Consider the following 21290-nt stretch of genomic DNA (forward strand, 5'->3'; position numbering starts at 1 on the left):
GGGTCGAAGAAATGAAATTATCTACCGCACTATTATCAGTATCTCTGGTTGTTGCATCTATGTCTTTTAGCTCTACAGCAAGTGCAAATGATCAGTTAGCTGTTTCATTGTGTGAATATGTTGCAGCAAACGATAAAGGTGGTTTGCGTAGTAAGCTTAAAAGTTCTCGTATCAAAATAAGGAATATTTTCGATGGCGTATTATGTAATGGTAATAACCTTTTACGCCATGCGATTGCAAGCAATGCGGTAGATGCCGGCGAGTATATTATTAAGAACTTACCAAAAAGCACATTAGCTGATGGAGCTGATATTGCTTGGGCTGAAGGTAACGGTCATGGTGGTTCAGCATTAATTGGTGCTATCAAAGAGCGTGCAGGTTTATAAACCTCAACTCTTATTAGTATTAAAAAAGCCAGAGGGTTTACCTTCTGGCTTTTTTGCTTTTAATAACATTAAAAAACGCGAAGCTGTTATTTCAGTGTGCTTTTCAAACAGTTAGTTTAAAAGATAAACATAAGTTAAGAGAATTGAGCAAAGCTGCATATTCTATGAGCATTTGACAATAATTTACTATAAAAGTGTTTGACTTATTTTCGTAAGCCTTTATTATACGCATCCACAAGACGGAGAGGTGGCCGAGTGGCTGAAGGCGCTCCCCTGCTAAGGGAGTATAGGGTTTGTAGCCCTATCGAGGGTTCGAATCCCTCCTTCTCCGCCATTAATATTTAATGGTATTCTTGTAATTACGGATACGTAGCTCAGCTGGATAGTTTATTTAGCAATAATGGCTACGAACAGTGTTCGCATCGTAGATGTTAAGATGTAAAACAAACTCAATAAAGGACGCGTAGCTCAGCTGGATAGAGTACCTGGCTACGAACCAGGCGGTCGGAGGTTCGAATCCTCCCGCGTCCGCCACTTCCTCAAAGTGGTAAAATATATGAGTATCTAAAGTAAGATGTAAAATAACTTGTTCCGGACGCGTAGCTCAGCTGGATAGAGTACCTGGCTACGAACCAGGCGGTCGGAGGTTCGAATCCTCCCGCGTCCGCCACTTTCTCAAAGTGGTTAAATAAATGAGCATCTAAAGTAAGATGTAAAATAACTTGTTCCGGACGCGTAGCTCAGCTGGATAGAGTACCTGGCTACGAACCAGGCGGTCGGAGGTTCGAATCCTCCCGCGTCCGCCATCTTTCTCAGATGGTTAAACTAGAGAATTTGATATACGGACGCGTAGCTCAGCTGGATAGAGTACCTGGCTACGAACCAGGCGGTCGGAGGTTCGAATCCTCCCGCGTCCGCCATCTTTCTCAGATGGTTAAACTAGAGAATTTGATATACGGACGCGTAGCTCAGCTGGATAGAGTACCTGGCTACGAACCAGGCGGTCGGAGGTTCGAATCCTCCCGCGTCCGCCACATCAAACACAATTGATGTGAGAAATAACCGACGAAAGTCGGTTTTTTTATGCCTGAAATTTAGCTCTTACTCTGTTTTAGCTAGCCAAGCTGTCGTAGGTTCACTCTCCATAAAGCAAGTCCCGTGTCCGCCACATCAAACAAATTGATGTGAGAAATAACCATTGAGAGTCGGTTTTTTTATGCCTAAAATTTTTATATCTACTGGGCACATGAACCAGATGTTCTGAGGTTCACTCCCCATAAAGCAAGTCCCGCGTCCGCCACATCAAACAAATTGATGTGAGAAATAACCATTGAGAGTCGGTTTTTTTATGCCTAAAATTTTTATATCTACTGGGCACATGAACCAGATGATCTGAGGTTCACTCCCCATAAAGCAAGTCCCGCGTCCGCCACATCAAACAAATTGATGTGAGAAATAACCATTGAGCGTCGTTTTTTTATGCCTGAAGTTTAGACTTAGCTCCGTTTTAGTTAATCAGGCTATCGAAGGTTCACTCTCCATAAAGCAAGTCCCGCGACCGCCACATCAAACTATTGATGTGAGAAATAACCATTGAGCGTCGTTTTTTATGCCTGGAAATTTAGCTCTTACTCTGTTTTAGCTAGCCAAGCTGTCGTAGGTTCACTCTCCATAAAGCAAGTCCCGTGTCCGCCACATCAAACAAATTGATGTGAGAAATAACCATTGAGAGTCGGTTTTTTTATGCCTAAAATTTTTATATCTACTGGGCACATGAACCAGATGTTCTGAGGTTCACTCCCCATAAAGCAAGTCCCGTGTCCGCCACATCAAACTATTGATGTGAGAAATAACCATTGAGCGTCGTTTTTTATGCCTGGAAATTTAGCTCTTACCCTGTTTTAGCTAGCCAAGCTGTAGAAGGTTCACTCTGGATCAAGTATTCCCCCTTAGCCGTAGCCAATTTGCTTCTCGTCGGAGAGCTTACAACTCTTTAGAGTAAAGCACAGCGCTATGCTGACCTTGTTCATCTTGATGAATGAAATGCTTTATATAGCGCATGCCGAGCTTCTTCATAATATTGATGGAGCCTAAATTGCCTTCAAGGGCCTCGGCTGAAAATGCGGTGTATGCTTTGTCAGTAGCGAGTGTATTTGCAATATGTTGTGCGGCTTCCGTTGCATAGCCCTTGCCCCAACTCATTTGCTTAAAGCGCCAGCCCAGCTCTAAATTGTTGTCGTTACGTTGACCTGTAAAAAAGCCCATCGGTCGAACTAATATCCAGCCAATGAATTGATTCTCTTTTAAGGTATTCACTTGCCATAAACCCCAACCTTTTTCTAAATTTGTGAACTGCTCTAAACGAGGGATAAAAACCTCTCTAATCGTCTGCATTGAATTAGGCTTACCATGCGTTAAATATTTCATGACTGCAGGATCTTGGTCTAATTCGAATAGTAAATCGGCATCATTTTTATCCATGAGTCGATAAACTAATCTTTGCGAGTTTTGTATCTTCATTTGAGTTCCTTACTGCTTTTATGGACTTAGTTGATTACAATATGAGGCTTATAACCTAAGGGGCATTAGTGAAAAATTCAGTATTAATTCTACGTCAAAAGCAAATTGCTGCGGCCAAGCGAGAGTTTAAAGCGCGTGGTTCGAAATTATCCCGCTGTGAAGCTTGTTTGCTTTCTGAGCATTTGTGTATCTGCGACAACCTTCAAGTTGCCGAAGATTGTCAAAGTGCAGTGTGCCTATTAATGTATCACAATGAAAGCTTCAAGCCCTCAAATACGGGTCGTTTAATCGCAGATGTGGTGCCCGATAATCATGCTTTTCGTTGGGATAGGACTGAGCCAGATGAAGCATTGCTATCGCTTCTAAAAGATCCAAGCTATCAACCTATTGTTGTTTTCCCCGCTGATAGCGCAGAGCCTGAACGCGTTATTACTAAGGTTGAACGAATTGAATCTAAAAAGCCATTATTTATTTTTTTAGATGGAACATGGCGTGAAGCGAAGAAAATGTTCAGAAAAAGTGAGTATTTAGATGCTTTTCCGGTGCTTTCTGTGTCACCAGATTCTTTATCAGATTATAAACTTAGGGTTGCACCGCATGCCCATCAGCTAGGTACTGCAGAAGTCGCCTGTGTTGTCTTGGCTGAAGCAGGAGAGCGCTCTGCTGCAGAAAAACTAACAGCTCACTTTATTGATTTTAGAGATGCATACTTAAAGGGAAAAAGAAGTTTAAGTTAAATTTTGAACCCTTAAACGAAGAAACGCGGCTCTATGAGCCGCGTTGACGGAATCTTCTAAGCGTCCTGCTTTGGTTTTGAGCTGATCAACTCCATACAATCAATGTCCTTTCACTCGCTCTTTATGATTTAGCGAGTACTACTTCCTGTAGTGTCCTTCATTGGCTTTATGCCAAACATCCATATGCCCTTATCCGAGCTTCCTGCCGTTATCCATAACAAATTTGGCCACCATGGCTCCATTAAATCCTATATACATCCTGTATGGCTCACCTTGAGCGCTCATCCTGTTGTTCCATAAGGTAATTAAACCGTATTTGGCAATAATTAACTATTACAGTCCATTACACATCATGTGATTTTCGGCCATCACTGGCTTCCAAAAGATGTAATAAGTTTAATGGAGTGGTGCGGTATTAAAAGGTAAAAAATTAAATCGTCTGAAGAGCTGAATTGAGAATAAGGATTCAAGCTCATGATTAATAATGACTAATTTTCTAGTTGTTGTTTTGTTGAGCTGCGTTTTACTTTAAAGCGACACCTAAAGTAAGAGATCTCTTACATAATCAATTGCTAATTAGGCGTTAATAGAAAATCAAGTTACAGTTTTTAATCAGTAAAAGGGTGTACTTTAGAAATAGAATAGTTAAAATTAGTTGATAATAATTATTGTTTGGCTTTGGAGGCCTTATGAAAAAAGCATTGGCTATTCTACTCTCAACCGTCACGTGTTTGCCTGCTGTGGCAGCCGAAGAAATCAACATTTATTCTTTCCGTCAGCCTTTTCTAATTCAGCCTATTCTTGATGATTTTACCAAGCAAACAGGCATTAAAACGAATGTGGTTTTTGCAAAAAAAGGGTTAATCGAAAGAGTTAAGCGTGAAGGTAAGCATAGCCGTGCTGATGTAGTTTTAACATCAAACTTCAGTGCTTTAATGCAGTTAGAATCGATGGATTTAACACAGCCGATAAAGAGCGATGTTGTGACCAAAAATGTACCTGCAAGCTTTCGCGACCCAGAAGGTCAGTGGGTTGCACTGACTAAACGTGTTCGTAACGTATATTCATCCAAAGAGCGTTTAGGTAAATTAGACGCCTTAACTTACGAAGAACTGGCTGATGTAAAGTACAAAGGTAAAATATGTACACGTTCTGGTAAGCACCCTTATAACCTAGGACTAGTTGCGTCTATGATCGCGCATCATGGCGAAGCTGAAACTAAATCATGGCTAGAGGGCGTGAAAGCAAACTTAGCTCGCAAACCACAAGGTAATGACAGAGCGCAAGTTAAAGCAGTAAAAGAGGGCTTATGTGATCTTGCATTAGGCAATAGCTATTACTTTGGCAAGATGCTACAAGATGAAAAGCAAAAGCCATGGGCTGATTCTGTTTATATCAACTTCCCGAACCAAACAAATCGCGGCTCGCACTTAAATGTTTCAGGTGTTGTGCTAACGAAATATTCGAAAAATAAAGAAAACGCCTTGAAACTTATCGAGTTTATGACGGACAATAAGGCGCAAAATATGTATGCGTCAATGAATATGGAATATCCAGTTAAACCAGGCGTGGCGCTTTCTGAACTTGTGGCATCTTGGGGTGAGTTTAAGGAAGACAACTTACCATTGTCAGAAATTAGTAAATACCGTCCTTTAGCACTTAAGCTAATCGATGAGGTAAAATTTGATCTTTAATGCAATCATTACTTTCTCTGTCTAGATGGCAGGTTTTTGCTTGGCTGATAGGCGCTTGCTTATCAGCACCATTGGCATTTTTAATCTTCGAGTCGCTGCAAGGCGACTCTGATGTTTTTACCCACCTTTGGGATACTGTGCTTTGGGATTATATTTATAACACCCTCGTACTTATTGCCGGCGTGCTCCTCTTAAGTTGCTTAATTGCATTACCGCTCGGCTGGCTTACTGCTTATTGTCAATTTCCCGGTAAAAAATACTTCGAATGGGCGCTGATGCTCCCTTTAGCAATGCCAACCTATATTATTGCCTACGTCTACACCGATTTATTTGATTATGCAGGGCCAGTACAAATTGCCTTAAGAGAGTGGTTTGGTTGGCAATCGCCGGATGACTATTGGTTCTTTGATATTCGTACGTTAGGCGGTGCAATCGTGATGATTGCATTAGTTTTATATCCTTATCTTTACCTTATTTTCAAAACTGCTTTGCGCGAGCAGTCATTTAAGTTATTGCAAGCTAGCCAGCTAATGGGCATGAGCCCACTACAAAGCTTCTTCAAGGTGAGTTTACCCCTTGCAAGAGGTGCGATTGTTGCGGCGCTTGCGTTGATCAGTATGGAAACCATGGCAGACTTTGCCACAGTGCATTATTTTGCTGTCAGCACACTTACAACGGCCGTTTATGATACTTGGCTCGGCTATTACTCGTTGACTGCGGCTGCGAAAATTTCTGGGATCATGTTGTTGTTCTTATTTGTGGCCATCACACTAGAAAAAATTAGCCGTAAAAATACCACAGTGCATGAAAGGCAAAGTGCCGTAAACGACACGCATTTATATGTGCTATCAGGTAAGTACGCATGGCTTGCCAGTATCTATTGTATTGTGGTGTTGTTTTTTGCTTTTGCCTTACCTGTTGGTGTACTTGTCGGTTATTCAATAGATTATTTCGACCAAGCATGGAACGCTGAGTTTTTCTTATATGCTTGGCAAAGCTTGAAGATCTCTTTATGGGTGAGTGTCATCGCAATCGCTTTAAGTATTATCGTGTTGTTTTATCAGCGCATTGGTGAACAAAAGTCTAAGGCCTTGCCTGGACGAGTCTCTAGTACAGGCTACGCACTGCCAGGGACAGTATTAGCAATTGCGGTTTTACTGCCGCTGACTTTGCTTGATACTAAGCTGAATGAGTGGTTAGAAGGTACTACATTTGAACCTGGGCTACTATTTAGCGGTACTATTTTTGCCATGGTATTTGCGTATGTGGTACGTTTTTACGCCATTGCTCAAGGCGCTGTTGAAGCGAGCTATGTACGAATTAGTCCGTCACTTGATATGGCAAGCCAAAGTATGGGTAAGAATTTTGCGCAAATGCTCAGTAGTGTGCATATCCCACTTTTACGCGGGGGCATTTTAACTGCTGGGTTATTGGTGTTTATCGAATGTATGAAAGAGCTTCCTGCCGCTTTATTACTTCGTCCTTTCAATTTTGAAACCTTGGCAACCCATGTATTCCAATATGTGAGTGACGAGCAACTAGAGCTTGCGTCCATTTCTGCATTATTTATTGTTCTTGTTGGCTTAGTGCCTTTGTATTTTGTTAATCGCTCAATGGAGCAGCACAATTCATGAGTAGTTTGTCTTTAAAAAACTTGAGCTATCAATATGATGGCCAAAAAGTGATTGAAAATTTAGATTTAGAAGTCGCCGAAAATGAAATTGTTTGCTTATTGGGGGCCAGTGGCTGCGGTAAAACGACCACTTTAAAAGCCGTGGCAGGTTTATTAACACCTCAGCAAGGTCAAATCATTATTCATGGTAAAATCATGAGTGACAATACGCAGTTTACAGCGCCGCAGCATCGTAATATTGGCATGATGTTTCAGGATTATGCGTTATTTCCTCATTTAACCGTTGCCCAAAATATCGCGTTTGGCTTAAGTAAGTTTAGTAAGGCTGACAAACAAGCACGTGTAAATGAAATGCTGGAGCTTGTGCATTTATCTGAATTTGCTGAGCGATATCCTCATGAGCTTTCAGGTGGTCAGCAACAACGTGTCGCCATTGCAAGAGCGCTTGCTTATAAACCTAACTTGTTACTGCTTGATGAGCCTTTTTCGAATATTGATGCGCAAGTGCGCTTCCAACTTATCAATGACATTCGACAGATTATAAAAGATCAAAAGGTCTCAGCTATCTTTGTTAGTCACTCAAAAGAAGAGGCCTTTGCTTTTGCTGATAAACTGGCTGTGATGCATCAAGGTAAAATAGCCCAATTAGGCGATGCTAAAACGTTGTTTGAGCAGCCAGCTTGTAAAGAAGTGGCAGAATTTTTGGGGCAGGGCATTTATATTCCAGCCCAAGCTGAAGATAAGCGAGAATTTACTACTTTATTTGGTAGATTCACTTCGACAAAAGCGTGTGAAAATGCGCAAGGTACCGGGCAAATTTATATTCGACCAGCTCATATACAGCTAGAAAATGGCGAGACAAATGACGTCGAAATTCTGCAATCGCGCTTTATCGGGACTGAGTTTATTTATCAAATAAAAGTGGCAGAGCAAGTCATAGAAGTGCCCGTCGAAAGTGAACATGCCCTGAATATTAATGAGCCAGTGACTTTTAAAATTAAGCCACATGCGGTAAATTTCTTTTCATAGTCATTACTTATTATAACTTGGGGTGCCATGGCTCAGCCGCAGTCAGGAGTGTGTGCAGAGGCAAATCTGCATGGATTACATTTGTTTTTTAATGTGCTCGACGGTCAAGATGAAGCCGTTAGAGCAGCATTAGGGCAATGTGAACGCTTACAATCAGAATTGAGTGACCGCTTCTCTGAATCTATGGTATCTAGCTTTGTGGCTATTGGTGCGCAGTATTGGCCACATATATATCCCGAGTGTATTCCTAAAGAGTTAAAAAGCTTCCCGCATATTCGCTCTCATGAGCATCTTATGCACACTCAGCCATTTGATTTGTTGTATGTGATCCGCTCTGACAGAGAAGATGTGAATCACCTATTTGCACAAAGTGTTAGGCATATGTTGGCGGGTAAAGTGGAATTGGTCGCACATATTCGTACTTTCCGATTTTTAGACGGTCGAGACTTTAATGGCTTTATTTATGGTGCTAATACGCCTCATGGACGTTTCAAACGCCAAGTGGCTTTAGTTCATGACCCTGAAAGCTTTGAAGATCAAGGTAGCTACATTCATGTACAGCGAGTGAAGTTTGATCTAAACCGTTGGCAACAATTAAGTCTGAATGACCAAGAAGCCATTATGGGGCGTTCTCGTTTAGAGAATAAAAAGCTAGAACATGCCTTAACAAATAGCCATGCCGAATTAACAGAGCTTAAAAATGCAGACAACTTACCTTTATTGCTTGAGCAAAGTATGCCGTTTGGAGATGTGTTTGAGCAGGGCTCTTTATGGGTGAGTTGTGCCGCAAAGGGGAATGCTTTTGAGCAGCTGTTAACGACTAGAGTAGGAAACGATCAGCACTATGATGCATGGTTGGATTATTGTCAGGCCGATATGGGGGCTGCGTTTTTTGCGCCATCCGTGCAGTTTTTGCAAAACATGGCGCAAATAGCCGAAAGTTAAACGTTGTCGAATAAGGTTTTTACTTTCTCAAGCGTTACATCTATCTCTGAGATTTTAGCTGGCGCAATAAAAATAGTATCGTCACCGGCAATGGTACCTAATACGCCATCAGCAGTACCTAATGAGTCTAGTAAGCGGGCAATCAGTTGAGCTGCACCAGGGCTGGTACGGATGATGATCATCATTTCATTGTGCATGATATCAATCACTAATTGTCTCAAAGGACTTTTAGCTGTTGGTACACCCATTTCTGCCGGTAAGCAGTAAACCATTTCTTGTTTTGCGTTACGAGTTCTTACCGCACCAAACTTACTCAGCATACGTGACACTTTGCTTTGACTTACATTATCAAAGCCTTGATCTTTCAGGGCATCGACAATTTCACCCTGCGAGCCAAAGTTTTCTTCTTTTAATAGTGCTTTGAATGCTTTTATCAGCGCTTCTTGCTTCTCGTTTGCTTGCATAATTGAACTCGTTTATTAAATATTACTTAGATTTTACACAATTCTGAATCCAGACCCAACTTTGCAATTAAAAAACAAAGTGAATTGATTGCAAGATTTGCTTAAGTGGCAGGGCATTTTTAGAAACACAGGAATGAATATTTTAAAGTGTAAAGCGAGCTTGCACGCTGAAAGCAATATTTTACAACTATAGTCGAAAAAAACCTTAAAATAGCGTCGATAAATTTGTTTTTACCTGCACTTTTCATTATCTTTACAGCACACACAATTCCACCTTCAAATTATGGAGAATTCCACATGAAAGTTGCTGTATTAGGTGCCGCTGGCGGTATCGGTCAAGCTCTATCTTTACTTCTTAAAAATGGCCTTCCTGCAGGTTCTGAGCTATCTCTATACGACGTAGCGCCAGTTGTTCCTGGTGTTGCTGTAGACCTATCTCACATCCCAACTGCAGTTAAAGTTGCAGGTTTTGGTGCAGATGATCTTGACGCAGCGCTAGCGGGTGCTGACATTGTTCTTATCCCAGCTGGTATGCCTCGTAAGCCTGGTATGGACCGTGCTGACCTTTTCAATGTTAACGCTGGTATCATTAAGACACTTGCTGAAGGTATCGTACGTAACTGTCCTAAAGCTCTAGTTGGTGTTATCACTAACCCAGTAAACGGCACTGTACCAATTGTTGCTGAGGTATTCAAAAAAGCGGGTACTTATGAAGCATCACGTGTATTCGGTGTAACTACACTAGACGTTATCCGTTCAGAAGCATTCGTTGCTGAACTGAAAGGTGTTGACGTATCTGAAGTTAAAGTACCAGTTATTGGTGGTCACTCAGGTACTACTATTCTTCCTCTACTTTCTCAAGTTGAAGGTGTTGAGTTCACTGAAGAAGAAGTTGCAGCACTTACTCCACGTATCCAAAACGCGGGTACTGAAGTTGTTAACGCTAAAGCAGGCGGCGGTTCAGCGACACTTTCAATGGGTGCAGCAGCAGCACGTTTCTGCTTCTCACTAGTTAAAGGTCTTCAAGGTGAGCAAAACGTTGTTGACTATGCATATGTTGCAGTTGAGAACGGTGACGCAGCATACTTCGCACACCCAGTACGTTTAGGTACTAACGGTGTTGAAGAAATTCTTTCTTACGGCGAGCTAAGCGCGTTCGAAGAGAAAGCGAAGAACGACATGCTAGAAACATTAAACAAAGATATCCAAGAAGGTATCGACTTCATGGCTGCGCAATAATCGCAATCTGAAAGTTTTAAAAACCCGCTACGGCGTAATGCCAGTCAGTTAAGAATTGACTGGCATTTTCTTTTATACGGATATTTCCTTGGTTTCTTTCTAACCTCTCTTGGGTATCTCCTATCAGGAAGCCGGTCTGGTAATACAAACAATCTTAGTGTTGTCAGCAGCTCTTCATAATGTACTGGCAACTTACTCGCACTGTGGATAGGAGTGAGCATAAAAAATGCGATGATATGGCGCATACATAAACTAAAACTAAGTTGTCTGGGTATCAGGATTTCTTCCGCTTTCGTTGCATCAATCATTGCAATGCGGATTAAGTTGTAAGCTAACAGTAGTCCCCATAACTCTTGACGTACCATATCTGGCTTTTTACTTCGTAATGCATGTTTAGACTGATGCAACCCTTGTTTCATTTCTCTAAAGCCCAACTCTATTTCCCAACGCTGAGTATAGACTTCTGTTAATTCATCATATGGATAACGCATGGGATCGATTAATGAACTCAGTACACGGTAGCTTTTCCCATCAACTTTATACGTAGTGAGTCGGGCGGTTATTTGCTCTGGTAAATCTTTAAATTTACTTTTAGCTTGAGGGCTAGTATGTAAAGAGATTATTTTATCTTCATCGCTGATATGACGTTCAACTTGGTATTGTAAATCCTTGCGAGCTGGTAACATCCAATGTGTATTTTTACCTTGTCTTTGCCACTGATATAAAAGGCCTAAAGAGTAATAGCCACGGTCAAATAGCGTTAAAGAGTCATCTGGGACAGACGATAAAAGTCTTTTGGCAAGTGTCATTTCCCCTACATGGCGTGCATCAAAGCTACTATCCAGTAATAGATGGCTTGATACCTCCATCAAACTACACATCCTGATTTGAGGATAACTGCCTTCACCAAATTGATTACTGTCACTACCAAACGCAATACGATTTTCTTCGTTATCTTGAGTTCTAAAGCTCACTCCATCAACAGCTAACAAATTCAGTCCACACCACTGCTCAAAGGCATGCTTGTAAAATGCTCTTTGGGCCAACAATCGAAACGAGTGACACACTGCATCAACCCCTAAACGTTGACGGCCTTGAACCAAAGCGCTGGGCGCAACCAGTTTATTTTTCCCCGGCAGCGTAATATCTAATCGGCTTGCGATATCCCATACTGTTTCGTTACGAAATAGGCTCATACCAATGACTGACCACATTATAGCTTCTAACGGCAACCTTCTTCGACGCACGGTTGCAACTCCAGCATATTCGAACGCCTGTTCAAGTATATCGGCATCAAGGACATTCTTTAGTTTATCCAGGGTGTGTACATCATCTAAAAACGAAGTTAGGTCGTCACAGTGATTAGAAAGAGGCATAAAAAAATCCGATATTAGTTTCCTAATATCGGATTCTGAACCCTTTAAAAGATCGGTCAACTGATCTATTTGTTTCTTAACTGATCAGCATTGCGCTACGGCGGGTTTTTTTATGCCTGAAATTTGTTTGACATCACTATGCTGGTTGTAAACTCGAGAAGCGAGAAGCGAGAAGCGAGAAGCGAGAAGCGAGAAGCGAGAAGCGAGAAGCGAGAAGCGAGAAGCGAGAAACTGAAGCCATAACCTAGGTTAGGTAATTTCATGGCATTAAAAAAGCAGCTACGACGCTGCTTTTTTAATTCGGTAAAGACATAAAGAGTTAGTTATTCAGTGCTAACCTAAGCTCTCTTGAGCGCTCTAGCTGAGCAAGTAAGTCTTTGGCAACTGGTTTGAACTTAGCCAGTTCAGTTTTCGGCAGCGGTTCAGACTTAGGTAACTTAACGGTTTTCGGGTTACGGTGAACCCCATTCACTAAAAACTCATAGTGTAAATGCGCACCAGTTACTCGGCCTGTTGCACCGACAGTACCAATTTTTTGACCCTGCTTTACTTTCTGGCCTGTTTTAACCATACGCTTGTTCAAGTGTAGGTACTTAGTGACATACTGACTGCCATGTTGGATAAACACATAGTTACCATTGAGTTTGTTATACCCAGATTTAGTCACCTTACCATTACCTGATGAAACAACAGGTGTACCAACACGTGCAGCATAATCGATGCCTCGGTGCGCCGATACTCTACCTGTGACAGGGTGCTTACGGCGCGGGTTAAAGTTAGAGCTGATATATTTAAAGTTAACTGGAGCACGTAAGAAGGCTTTACGCATACTGCGGCCTTCTGGTGTGTAGAAATTACCGTCAGTGTGACGGATAGCACTGAAACGCTCACCTTGGTTAATAAACTCAGCGGCGATGATTTTACCATTGCCGATCAGCTCACCATCGACATAATGAGTTTCGTAAACCAGAGAAAAGGTGTCGTTTTTACGAATGTCGTTGGCAAAATCGATATCCCAGCCAAAGATATCAGCAAAGTTCATAATTTGACGTTCAGATAAGCCTGCCGAAATACCAGCCGTCCAGAAGCTTGACTTAATTTTACCGCCAGCGCTTTGATTGACTGTTTCGATTTCTTTGCTGTGGATCGCTGTTTGATATTTTTGTTCTTCATCTAAAAACACCAACAAGGTGTCAGTTTTCGAAAGTACATACTTAAGATGTGTTAACTCACCCTCGGCATTTTTTGAAAAACTCAACACTTCACCTGGGTGGATTTTAGTCAGTTTGCGTGTTTCAGCATTGGTGTTAACTAATTTATGTAAAGTTTGCGCTGAAAAACCTGCACGCTTGAACAGTACCGCAAGGCTGTCACCATGCTTTACTTCAAAGTCATTGAATTCAAGGGTATCAATTGTGGTTTTTTCTGGTGCTTGAACTTCTGCGGGGGCACTTAAAGTTGTAAGTTGCTCTTCATTTTCAGAAACTTTTACGGGTAATTCGTAACGCTTGCCAACTTCGAGTGCTTTTTTGTCACTGTCTCTTGATGCAGTTGCCTTTTCTGACGGCCATAAAGCAATTATCAGCATGACAGAAATGCAGGTAAGAATAAGCAGTTTGTGTTTTTTAGGAAGCTTATGAACAACGTGAACCATAACGCGCCTTTTCTGCTGTCAAGATAAATCGGTAATAATATTGCAGGATATACGCAATAAAGCGTGAATACCAGTGTTTTGTGCATTTAAACTGATCTGAATATAGGCTAGAATCGTGCGATAAACTGTATATTTTGGAGCGACGAATGGTGGACTTTGAAACTGCATTAGCCGAGATTAAGCGCGGTGCAGAAGAGATTCTTATTGAAGATGAATTAAAGGAAAGATTGAAATCTGGTAAAAAGTTAAAAATTAAAGCGGGTTTCGATCCAACAGCACCAGATTTGCATTTAGGTCACACTGTTCTAATTAATAAAATGAAAACCTTCCAAGACTTAGGTCATGAGGTTATTTTCTTAATTGGTGATTTCACCGGTATGATTGGTGATCCAACGGGTAAAAACGTCACTCGTAAACCACTAACACGTGAAGACGTGTTAGCAAATGCTGAAACTTATAAAGAGCAAGTTTTCAAAATCCTAGATCCTGCAAAGACCACAGTAGCATTTAACTCTACTTGGATGGAACAGCTAGGTAGTGCAGGCATGATCAAACTAGCTGCACGCCAAACGGTTGCGCGTATGCTAGAGCGTGATGACTTTAAAAAGCGTTATGCTGGCGGTCAAGCGATTGCAATCCATGAGTTCTTATATCCTTTAGTACAAGGTTGGGATTCAGTTGCACTAGAAGCTGACGTAGAGCTAGGTGGTACTGATCAGCGCTTCAACCTACTAATGGGTCGTGAGCTGCAAAAAGATGAAGGTCAAAAGCCGCAAACCGTATTAATGATGCCGTTACTTGAAGGTACTGATGGCGTTCAAAAAATGTCTAAGTCTCTAGGCAACTACATTGGTATTACTGATGCACCAAACGACATGTTTGGTAAAGTCATGTCAATTTCAGATGAATTAATGTGGCGTTATTACGAGTTATTAAGTGCGCTTTCAATTGAAGAAATTGAAGGCCTTAAGCAAGAGGTTGCTAATGGTCGTAACCCGCGTGACATTAAGATTGATTTTGCCAAAGAAATGATTGCACGCTTCCACAGTGAAGCTGATGCTGAAGCTGCACACCAAGATTTCATTAAGCGTTTCCAGAAAAATGCTTTACCTGATGAGATCCCAGAAGTGACTATCACAATTGATGAAGATTCTACGATGATCTCTCAGCTGCTTAAAGAAGCAGGTCTTGTAGCTAGTACTTCAGAAGCCATGCGTATGATTAAGCAAGGCGCTGTTAAGTTAAACGGCGAAGAGAAAGTGACTGATAGTAAGCTTGTGATTGAGAAAGGCTCTACACAGATTTATCAAGTTGGTAAGCGTAAGTTTGCAAAAGTGACAGTAAGCTAAACACTCTCTATTTCAAATATTAAAAAGCTGGTTTTAAACCAGCTTTTTTTATGTCTTTTTTTCATGCTTATTTGTTTAAGTATTTAAATAAAGATCAATAAACCAATCTAAAAGCCAAATCAGTGCGATCAAAGAGAAAGTAAACCACTTAATTCTCTCTAAAAATGTTAAACACTGTTTTATATCTTCAGGCTCAGGGTGACGCTCAGCGCCAATACGCATTTTCGCAAATCGCTCACCTTGATATTTACACGGGCCACCTAACTGGATTGATAGATTTGCGGCAAATAGAGATAAGATCCAGCCAGTATTCGTTTGATAGCAGTGCCTTGCATAGTGCTTGAAGTAATGAAAAGTTTTCTTACCTTGTAAAAACAAGGCCAATAAAAAGATAAAGCCTCTGAGTGGTAAAAATTCAATATAAAAAATGGCTGTCTGCAATGGTTTTATAAAAGCGCTATTAGGCGGCACGCGCTTTCGCCAAGCATGATCACACACTAGTAGTAATTTAAAAGAGAATGCAGCGAGCGGGCCGAGTAATAAGTAAAAGAAAATAACAAGATAGTAGTGGCGTACCGTTCTTAAGGCTGTGCTATCTATACAGGCTTTGGCAATGCCTATGCTTGATAACTCATTGACTTCACGGACTACGTTTTGTGCTAACAATTGTCTCGCTGTCGCTTTTTGTTTTTGTTGTAATAGCGCAGCTATGCGTTTGGCTCTTTGTAATACGCGGGTATCTAAACAAAAGTAGAGCACTAATCCCCCGAGCCAAGCAGGGTAAAATGCAAACTGACTGATCAGTGCGGCAATAAGTACAATGGTAAAAATGGGTAGAAAGAAACCTAAGGTGCCGGCTATTTTTTGTAATGAGGCACTTCTTTCAGGTTTAAAGACACGAGCACCTATGCGTTCAAAAATAAGCGAAAAGAAAGTAATTGGGTTGTAGCTATTCAGCAGCGGTAATGAGTGAGCCGCTGCTATCGCGCAGATAAAAATAATGAGGCTTTGAAAAGCCTCAAACTGCTGATTTTCTATCATTACAAGCTAGTGTTGTTTAGCTGCTCAAGTAGTTCAGTCACTAGTTTAGAAGAATTTACAGAAGCAACTTCTAGGTATTCTTCAAAAGATTGTGGAGACTCTTTACCTGCAATATCAGATAGTGAGCGGATCACCACAAATGGCGTATTAAGTACATGACATGCTTGAGCAATTGCAGCACCTTCCATTTCTACAGCTAACATTGATGGGAAATCTTGACGCGTTTTGTCAATGCGAACAGGATCACACATAAAAGAGTCACCAGTACAAATTAAGCCAACTTTTGTTTGTGTGTCTTCAAGGATAGCAACACTCGCTTTAGCAGCATCAATTAATGCTGTATGTGCCGCAAAGCCTGCAGGCATTTGTGGTACTTGGCCAATCTCGTAGCCAAAAGCCGTCACATCAACATCGTGGTGGCGAACTTCGTCAGAAATAACCACATCACCGACATTTAATTCAGGATCAAAGCCGCCAGCAGAACCAGTATTAATGACGCAGTCAGGGTTGAAATTATCAATTAAAAGCGTTGTCGCAACGGTTGCTGCCACTTTACCAATGCCAGATTGAACTAAAGTCACAGTATGCCCAGCAAGTTCGCCAGTATAAAAAGTGAAGCCGCCCTTAGTTAGTTCTTCTTTGTTTTGTAAAGCCTCACGCAAAATTGCAACTTCAGGCTCCATTGCACCGATAATACCTACTTTCATGATTTCTATTCCTCAAAAAATTTTCGCTAGTATAGCCTATCGCACTTTTATAAAAAACTTGTTCATATCAGTGATGATATAAAGCTTTATCATCATAGTGTTGATTGTAAAGCGTCTATTTAACCTGAACTTTGGTTAAGAGATTTACTAACTTATTGATTTGAGATGATAAGTAATTTTCAAGTCTGCAGCCGGAGGCTTTTAGCGATAACAAGGCGAATTTACGCGTCAATAGCTGGCCTATTGCAAGTAAATTCAACGCAGTTAACGTTAAAAGTAGCCGCTGGAGATGGATTTATTATCCAGAGCTCAGGTTATTTAGAAAGAAAAAAGCCCTTTGAGTATTCAAAGGGCTTTTGTGACATATGGAAACTGTTAAATTTCAGCAAGCTGGGTTTGCGTTGAATGCGCCTTTGCTTGCGAAGGTGAAAGCACTGCAGGCTTCTCATTACGTGTTCTGGGTTTGCGAACTGGTTGCGGTTGTTGACCAATTTTATACAAAATGGCGCTACGTACTTCATTGGCTTTATAGCCTGTTTTAACTTTCATACGAATATGCGGAATATTCGCTGACTCTAAAGCTCCGGTTACAAACCAATCTTTTTGCGCTTTATGGCCGCTCTTGTTCGAATTATTGACAAGGTCGACAGCAGCAACAATGTTTAGTGTGGTTTTATCAATGAGCACGTAATCGAGTTGTTTATTTTTAGCTTTAGCCAAAGCAGCTCGGCGTGCTTTTTTTGACAAACCTGGCTTGCACTCGATTAAATCAATCAACTTAACACGGCTGACAATCTTAAATTTATCGCCCACAGCACGTTCTAGTAGACTAAGGAAAGTAGCTTCAACAGTGCTGAAGACAGATTCTTTTCGATTGAAAGGGTATGGATTGCCACCTGCATCGGTATATTTTGCAATGACGATTGATGCGCCAGCGACCAATGCAAAAACTAATAATAAAGCGAACTCCATATAACACTCCACAACAACAATTTGACTTTGATGTTTATAAGCAAAGTTCTTGCCAATTGTGGAGTGAAAGCAGGCTTAAGCTGAATAACCGCCAGGTAAGCCTTTGAATGCATAGGCTACAGCGTCGTGAGCATGTAAAGATTCGTAGTGATTAATCTTGATATAGTAGTCGGCAAACCCTGCGTTTTCGAACAGTGCTTTAAGCTTTCTTGCCGCATCTTCACAAAACATCAGGTTTTGGCCGTTCAAACGAGCAAACTCTTGTTCGTCTTCACGTTTCACTGCCGCTTGAACCGGGGTTTTTAGTTCATCTTCAACTAAGTTGACTAACCCTACAATGTCGAATTCTTGACAGTTTTCATCAAGTTTAACCTTAATGTTAGAAATACTACGTTGCGAATGCGGTGTTGCCAGTACGCCCTCGGTAGTGCCAAGCCAAGCATGCACTTCTTCATGAGAAATGTCTTTATCTTTAAACTTTGCTGCGAAAGCGTCTTGAATAAGTTGACGTGCTAACGCTGCAGAGCAAGGACAAGTTGAAGAGTAGGTAACATCTAATGCAAGCTCTATAGAAAACGTTTGGTTAACCAATGAGGCAGTAATGCTAACAGGGTAGCTTTTCCAACCTTGTTTTTTGCTTAATAAAGAAGGCCTGCGTAGTGGTAATTCAAAGTTAATAACCACTTTTGCTGCATCACTGATGTCTTGGTGAGTTGTTACAAATTCGTCGAGAAGTTGTTTTAGAGTATTAGGTGAAAGGGCCTGTTCACACGACAAAGTATCTAGGGCTAAAAACAAGCGAGACATATGAATGCCTTTGGCATCTTCTTTATGCAGGTTTACGAATGCGTCAGCCTTTGCTGTTACAGGTTGCTCCGGCAAGCCTTTTGTTGCAAGCATTAAAGGTAGCTCGATGTTACCCATTCCTACCCAATCTAATTTGCCGGTTTGAAGTGCATCGGCTGAATGAGCAATATCTGGCATTGTAGTCTGCATGTTAACCCTCTATTTCACGACATTTTTGAGTCGCGCATATTACACTATTTAAAGTACGAATGCGTATATGTTCGCATTATCAATTAAGACGTTTCTTAAGAACTGTTAAGAACTTTATACGTCTATTGCAGCTTTTTGGATTTTTAACGCTTTGGTATTAGGCACTTGCTTGCGTATAATAAGGCGGTTATGGGAGCAAATTGGTTAATATGATAGATTCTTCATTTGGGTCATGGCTGAAAGTCCTTGCCAACGTGATTAACAAATACGGCGAAAAACAAGCTGGAGTGCTTTGTTATTGCCTGATCCTACTGGCCTCATTAATTCTGTCATGCATGTTCTACTATGTAGCATTTGGCGAGATAATGATTGTTGATGTACTGGCAATTATGTTTTTTGCTGCTGTGACTTCTCCCGCATTATTGGTTATTTGCATTCAAGCACTCAAAGAACTTGAAGCCTCTAGAGCCTATTTAGATACCGCAACTCAACAAGAAAAGCTTTTAAATCAGAGCTTAAAAGACAATATAACCCGGCTAAACAGCGAAATTGACGAACGTAAAATCGCTTTACATGCTAAGCATCGAGCCATTGAAGAATTACGTCGTGAAATCGCAGAGCGTAAAAAAACACAGCAAGAACTTGCGCAACAAAGTATGTTATTGCGCTCGATTGTCGACTCTTCTCCCGATTTATTCTATTACCGTGATGAGCAAGGTATTTTTGCCGGCTGCAACAAGATGTTTGAAAAAGTCATGGGTAAGAGCAGTAACGAGCTTATCGGTAAAAGTGTCTTTGACATTTACCCTGAAAGTTACATTCCTGAAGTGCTTAAAACAGACGAGCAAGTTGCGAAAACACATCAAGCGCTCACGCTTGATGTTGAGTACCCTGTAAATGACGAAAATCGTTGGTTTGAGATGCGCAAGTTGCCATTTATTAATGAGCAGGGCGAGTATATTGGTTTACTTGCGTTTGGCCGTGATATTACTTCGCGTAAAGAGGCTGAGCAGGAGCTTGAAACAGCCTATAAAGATAAAGGTAAGTTTATTGCTACCTTAAGCCATGAGCTTCGCACACCGCTGAATGGCATTGTTGGCTTAACCCGCATGATGCTAGACACAGAGCTGAGTAAGCAACAAAAAAGCTGGTGTAATACCATTTTCTCAAGTGCAGAAACGCTTGGTAATATTTTCAATGACATCATAGATCTCGATAAAATCGATAGAGAGCAGTTGGATATTGCTGCCGACAGTATCAATGTCTCGGATTTTATTAATGACGTGGTGAACTTTGCTGGGCTTATAGCTGAACAAAAGGGGCTGGAATTCAATATTAACAGGCAAGGGATCTTAGATGTCTACGCTTTATTAGACCCCACTCGCTTAAGACAAGTGCTTTGGAATTTAATTAATAATGCCGTGAAATTCACCCACAGAGGTAGTGTGACACTTGATTGTAAGCGTGAAAATCGTGACGGTGAAGTGTGGCTCGTTATGAGTATTACTGATACAGGCTCCGGCATTGCACAAGATCAACTCGCTCGAATCTTCGAAATGTATTACAAAGCGCCAAGTGCAAACGGTTCGAATGCCATAGGTTCAGGCATTGGGCTAGCAGTGACTAAAGCGCTTGTTGAAGCAATGCAGGGCAGTATTCAAGTGAGCAGTATTGTTGGTCAAGGAAGTCGCTTTGAGGTTGAAATTCCATTAACACTGACCGCTGCTCCAAAAGAGCAAAGCTATGCCGGTCGTAGCCTTTATATTCTGTTAGTTGAAGATGTGCCTTTGAATGCAGAAATCGCGACTAACTTACTTGAGCAGCGAGGACATGAAGTCATCTGGGCTGAAACCGGTGAAGACGCACTTTCGTTTGTCGCAACCGAAGATGACCTTGATTTAGTCTTACTCGATATGCAACTACCTGATATTAATGGTGACGAGGTAGCTCGAGAAATAAGGGCCGACAGCCATTTTGATAAATTACCTATCGTTGCTTTAACGGCTAATGTGCGAAGTGCAGAAGAAGAGCTAGAAGGCATAAGTATTCAAGGTGCATTAGCTAAACCAATCAACACCATTAAGCTTGATAAAATGCTGGCAGAATTATTTGGTATTAATGCCAGAGCAACTAAGCCAAAACTTATTGAAACAAAAGCTAACTGCTCAGATAAGCAAGCTGAATTTACTTTGCTTGAAATGGAAACTATCTGTGATTTTATCGATTCAATGGGAGTAGATGTATTTAAACGAAGTTCAGATTTATTTGCTAAATTAAGTCCGAAATATTGTGAAGAATTACAGCAATCTATTGATAACAGTGACTTCGATGAATACAGTTCTGTGGCTCATAAACTTAAAGGCGCATCTGGTTCAGTTGGCTTGAAGCAAGTTCAAGAACACGCCAAAAAGATGGAAAAAGAAGTGGCTGAGGTTGGAGCTGAAGTCGCTCAAACTTGGTTAGACGAATTGTATGGGCTACTTGAAGCTGGACAAAGAGAGCTAAAAACAGTTGTTGATGGTTGGAATGAATAATAGCAGTTATTAAT

General features: G+C 41.1%; 17 protein-coding genes and 6 tRNA genes. 15 read left to right on the forward strand and 8 right to left on the reverse strand.

Annotation, left to right across the window (positions count from 1 at the left end):
* Positions 1-59: 59 nt before the first annotated feature.
* The 7 genes from ACH784_RS02985 to ACH784_RS03015 all read left to right on the forward strand — a co-directional run bounded on the left by ACH784_RS02985 (position 60) and on the right by ACH784_RS03015 (position 1420).
* Complete coding sequence (locus tag ACH784_RS02985) at positions 60-386, forward strand: DUF3718 domain-containing protein (RefSeq protein ID WP_404395170.1); 327 nt, start codon at positions 60-62, stop codon at positions 384-386.
* 241 nt (positions 387-627) lie between these two features.
* Positions 628-720: transfer RNA gene (locus ACH784_RS02990), tRNA-Ser, on the forward strand.
* Positions 721-843: 123 nt separating this feature from the next.
* A tRNA-Arg gene (locus ACH784_RS02995) sits at positions 844-920 on the forward strand.
* Positions 921-979: 59 nt separating this feature from the next.
* Positions 980-1056, forward strand: a tRNA-Arg gene (locus tag ACH784_RS03000).
* Between the two features lie 59 nt (positions 1057-1115).
* Positions 1116-1192, forward strand: a tRNA-Arg gene (locus tag ACH784_RS03005).
* A 37-nt stretch (positions 1193-1229) separates the two neighbouring features.
* Positions 1230-1306 (forward strand) — tRNA-Arg (locus ACH784_RS03010).
* A gap of 37 nt (positions 1307-1343) precedes the next feature.
* Positions 1344-1420 (forward strand) — tRNA-Arg (locus ACH784_RS03015).
* A 949-nt stretch (positions 1421-2369) separates the two neighbouring features.
* Here the strand turns inward: ACH784_RS03015 and ACH784_RS03020 are convergent.
* A complete protein-coding gene (locus tag ACH784_RS03020; RefSeq protein WP_404393431.1) occupies positions 2370-2906 on the reverse strand; it encodes a GNAT family N-acetyltransferase in 537 nt (178 codons plus the stop codon).
* Between the two features lie 68 nt (positions 2907-2974).
* On the opposite strand from ACH784_RS03020, the gene ACH784_RS03025 reads away from it, so the two are divergent.
* The 5 genes from ACH784_RS03025 to ACH784_RS03045 all read left to right on the forward strand — a co-directional run bounded on the left by ACH784_RS03025 (position 2975) and on the right by ACH784_RS03045 (position 8944).
* On the forward strand, positions 2975-3643 hold the full coding sequence (locus ACH784_RS03025) for a tRNA-uridine aminocarboxypropyltransferase (RefSeq protein ID WP_404393433.1): 669 nt from the start codon (positions 2975-2977) through the stop codon (positions 3641-3643).
* 689 nt (positions 3644-4332) lie between these two features.
* The gene (locus ACH784_RS03030) at positions 4333-5337 is read left to right on the forward strand and encodes a Fe(3+) ABC transporter substrate-binding protein (protein ID WP_404393435.1); all 1005 of its coding nucleotides are present in this window, start codon (positions 4333-4335) and stop codon (positions 5335-5337) included.
* A complete protein-coding gene (locus tag ACH784_RS03035) occupies positions 5337-6971 on the forward strand; it encodes an ABC transporter permease (protein ID WP_404393437.1) in 1635 nt (544 codons plus the stop codon). Before ACH784_RS03030 ends, ACH784_RS03035 begins: the two co-directional genes overlap by 1 nt.
* Positions 6968-7999 (forward strand): ABC transporter ATP-binding protein, encoded by a 1032-nt coding sequence (locus ACH784_RS03040; protein WP_404393439.1) that lies wholly within the window; start codon positions 6968-6970, stop codon positions 7997-7999. Before ACH784_RS03035 ends, ACH784_RS03040 begins: the two co-directional genes overlap by 4 nt.
* A 27-nt stretch (positions 8000-8026) precedes the next feature.
* Positions 8027-8944, forward strand: coding sequence for a Dyp-type peroxidase (locus ACH784_RS03045; RefSeq protein ID WP_404393441.1), 918 nt, complete (start codon positions 8027-8029; stop codon positions 8942-8944).
* On the opposite strand, the gene argR is transcribed toward ACH784_RS03045, so the two are convergent.
* Positions 8941-9408, reverse strand: a complete 468-nt coding sequence (gene argR / locus ACH784_RS03050; RefSeq protein WP_058030925.1) for a transcriptional regulator ArgR — start codon at positions 9406-9408, stop codon at positions 8941-8943. The two genes, ACH784_RS03045 and argR, sit on opposite strands and share 4 nt — an antisense overlap.
* 297 nt (positions 9409-9705) lie before the next feature.
* Between argR and mdh the strand changes: the two genes are divergently transcribed.
* Positions 9706-10647: a malate dehydrogenase gene (mdh, locus tag ACH784_RS03055; protein ID WP_058030924.1), complete on the forward strand. Its 942-nt coding sequence runs from the start codon at positions 9706-9708 to the stop codon at positions 10645-10647.
* 44 nt (positions 10648-10691) lie between these two features.
* Here mdh and ACH784_RS03060 read toward each other — a convergent pair whose 3' ends face one another.
* Positions 10692-12023 carry an IS4 family transposase gene (locus ACH784_RS03060; protein WP_404389461.1) on the reverse strand — a complete coding sequence of 444 codons (1332 nt, stop codon included), beginning with the start codon at positions 12021-12023 and terminating at the stop codon, positions 10692-10694.
* Positions 12024-12342: 319 nt separating this feature from the next.
* Positions 12343-13677 carry a peptidoglycan DD-metalloendopeptidase family protein gene (locus tag ACH784_RS03065; protein ID WP_404393444.1) on the reverse strand — a complete coding sequence of 445 codons (1335 nt, stop codon included), beginning with the start codon at positions 13675-13677 and terminating at the stop codon, positions 12343-12345.
* A 149-nt stretch (positions 13678-13826) separates the two neighbouring features.
* On the opposite strand from ACH784_RS03065, the gene tyrS reads away from it, so the two are divergent.
* Positions 13827-15026 carry a tyrosine--tRNA ligase gene (gene tyrS / locus ACH784_RS03070; protein ID WP_349285742.1) on the forward strand — a complete coding sequence of 400 codons (1200 nt, stop codon included), beginning with the start codon at positions 13827-13829 and terminating at the stop codon, positions 15024-15026.
* A 75-nt stretch (positions 15027-15101) separates the two neighbouring features.
* On the opposite strand, the gene ACH784_RS03075 is transcribed toward tyrS, so the two are convergent.
* From ACH784_RS03075 to folE2, 4 genes are all read right to left on the reverse strand, one after another.
* A complete protein-coding gene (locus ACH784_RS03075; RefSeq protein WP_404393446.1) occupies positions 15102-16067 on the reverse strand; it encodes a cobalamin biosynthesis protein in 966 nt (321 codons plus the stop codon).
* Entirely contained in the window at positions 16067-16774 is a 708-nt protein-coding gene (gene mtnN, locus ACH784_RS03080; protein WP_404393448.1) for a 5'-methylthioadenosine/S-adenosylhomocysteine nucleosidase, read from the reverse strand. The genes ACH784_RS03075 and mtnN overlap by 1 nt, the downstream gene beginning before the upstream one ends.
* A 375-nt stretch (positions 16775-17149) precedes the next feature.
* Positions 17150-17746: a DUF2726 domain-containing protein gene (locus ACH784_RS03085; protein ID WP_404393450.1), complete on the reverse strand. Its 597-nt coding sequence runs from the start codon at positions 17744-17746 to the stop codon at positions 17150-17152.
* A gap of 75 nt (positions 17747-17821) precedes the next feature.
* A complete protein-coding gene (gene folE2 / locus ACH784_RS03090) occupies positions 17822-18742 on the reverse strand; it encodes a GTP cyclohydrolase FolE2 (protein WP_404393452.1) in 921 nt (306 codons plus the stop codon).
* Positions 18743-18951: 209 nt separating this feature from the next.
* Between folE2 and arcB the strand changes: the two genes are divergently transcribed.
* Positions 18952-21276, forward strand: coding sequence for an aerobic respiration two-component sensor histidine kinase ArcB (gene arcB / locus ACH784_RS03095; RefSeq protein WP_404393454.1), 2325 nt, complete (start codon positions 18952-18954; stop codon positions 21274-21276).
* The last annotated feature ends 14 nt before the right edge of the window (positions 21277-21290 follow it).

Origin of the sequence: Pseudoalteromonas phenolica (assembly GCF_044788725.1) — a bacterium.
GTDB classification, from domain to species: domain Bacteria; phylum Pseudomonadota; class Gammaproteobacteria; order Enterobacterales; family Alteromonadaceae; genus Pseudoalteromonas; species Pseudoalteromonas phenolica_C.

Excerpts from the sequence above, each read along its gene's own strand:
- ACH784_RS02985 (WP_404395170.1), top strand. The coding sequence starts at position 60 with ATGTCTTTTAGCTCTACAGCAAGTGCAAATGATCAGTTAGCTGTTTCA.
- ACH784_RS03020 (WP_404393431.1), bottom strand. The coding sequence starts at position 2,906 with ATGAAGATACAAAACTCGCAAAGATTAGTTTATCGACTCATGGATAAA.
- ACH784_RS03030 (WP_404393435.1), top strand. The coding sequence starts at position 4,333 with ATGAAAAAAGCATTGGCTATTCTACTCTCAACCGTCACGTGTTTGCCT.
- ACH784_RS03035 (WP_404393437.1), top strand. The coding sequence starts at position 5,337 with ATGCAATCATTACTTTCTCTGTCTAGATGGCAGGTTTTTGCTTGGCTG.
- ACH784_RS03040 (WP_404393439.1), top strand. The coding sequence starts at position 6,968 with ATGAGTAGTTTGTCTTTAAAAAACTTGAGCTATCAATATGATGGCCAA.
- ACH784_RS03045 (WP_404393441.1), top strand. The coding sequence starts at position 8,027 with ATGGCTCAGCCGCAGTCAGGAGTGTGTGCAGAGGCAAATCTGCATGGA.
- argR (WP_058030925.1), bottom strand. The coding sequence starts at position 9,408 with ATGCAAGCAAACGAGAAGCAAGAAGCGCTGATAAAAGCATTCAAAGCA.
- mdh (WP_058030924.1), top strand. The coding sequence starts at position 9,706 with ATGAAAGTTGCTGTATTAGGTGCCGCTGGCGGTATCGGTCAAGCTCTA.
- ACH784_RS03060 (WP_404389461.1), bottom strand. The coding sequence starts at position 12,023 with ATGCCTCTTTCTAATCACTGTGACGACCTAACTTCGTTTTTAGATGAT.
- ACH784_RS03065 (WP_404393444.1), bottom strand. The coding sequence starts at position 13,677 with ATGGTTCACGTTGTTCATAAGCTTCCTAAAAAACACAAACTGCTTATT.
- ACH784_RS03075 (WP_404393446.1), bottom strand. The coding sequence starts at position 16,067 with ATGATAGAAAATCAGCAGTTTGAGGCTTTTCAAAGCCTCATTATTTTT.
- mtnN (WP_404393448.1), bottom strand. The coding sequence starts at position 16,774 with ATGAAAGTAGGTATTATCGGTGCAATGGAGCCTGAAGTTGCAATTTTG.
- ACH784_RS03085 (WP_404393450.1), bottom strand. The coding sequence starts at position 17,746 with ATGGAGTTCGCTTTATTATTAGTTTTTGCATTGGTCGCTGGCGCATCA.
- folE2 (WP_404393452.1), bottom strand. The coding sequence starts at position 18,742 with ATGCAGACTACAATGCCAGATATTGCTCATTCAGCCGATGCACTTCAA.
- arcB (WP_404393454.1), top strand. The coding sequence starts at position 18,952 with ATGATAGATTCTTCATTTGGGTCATGGCTGAAAGTCCTTGCCAACGTG.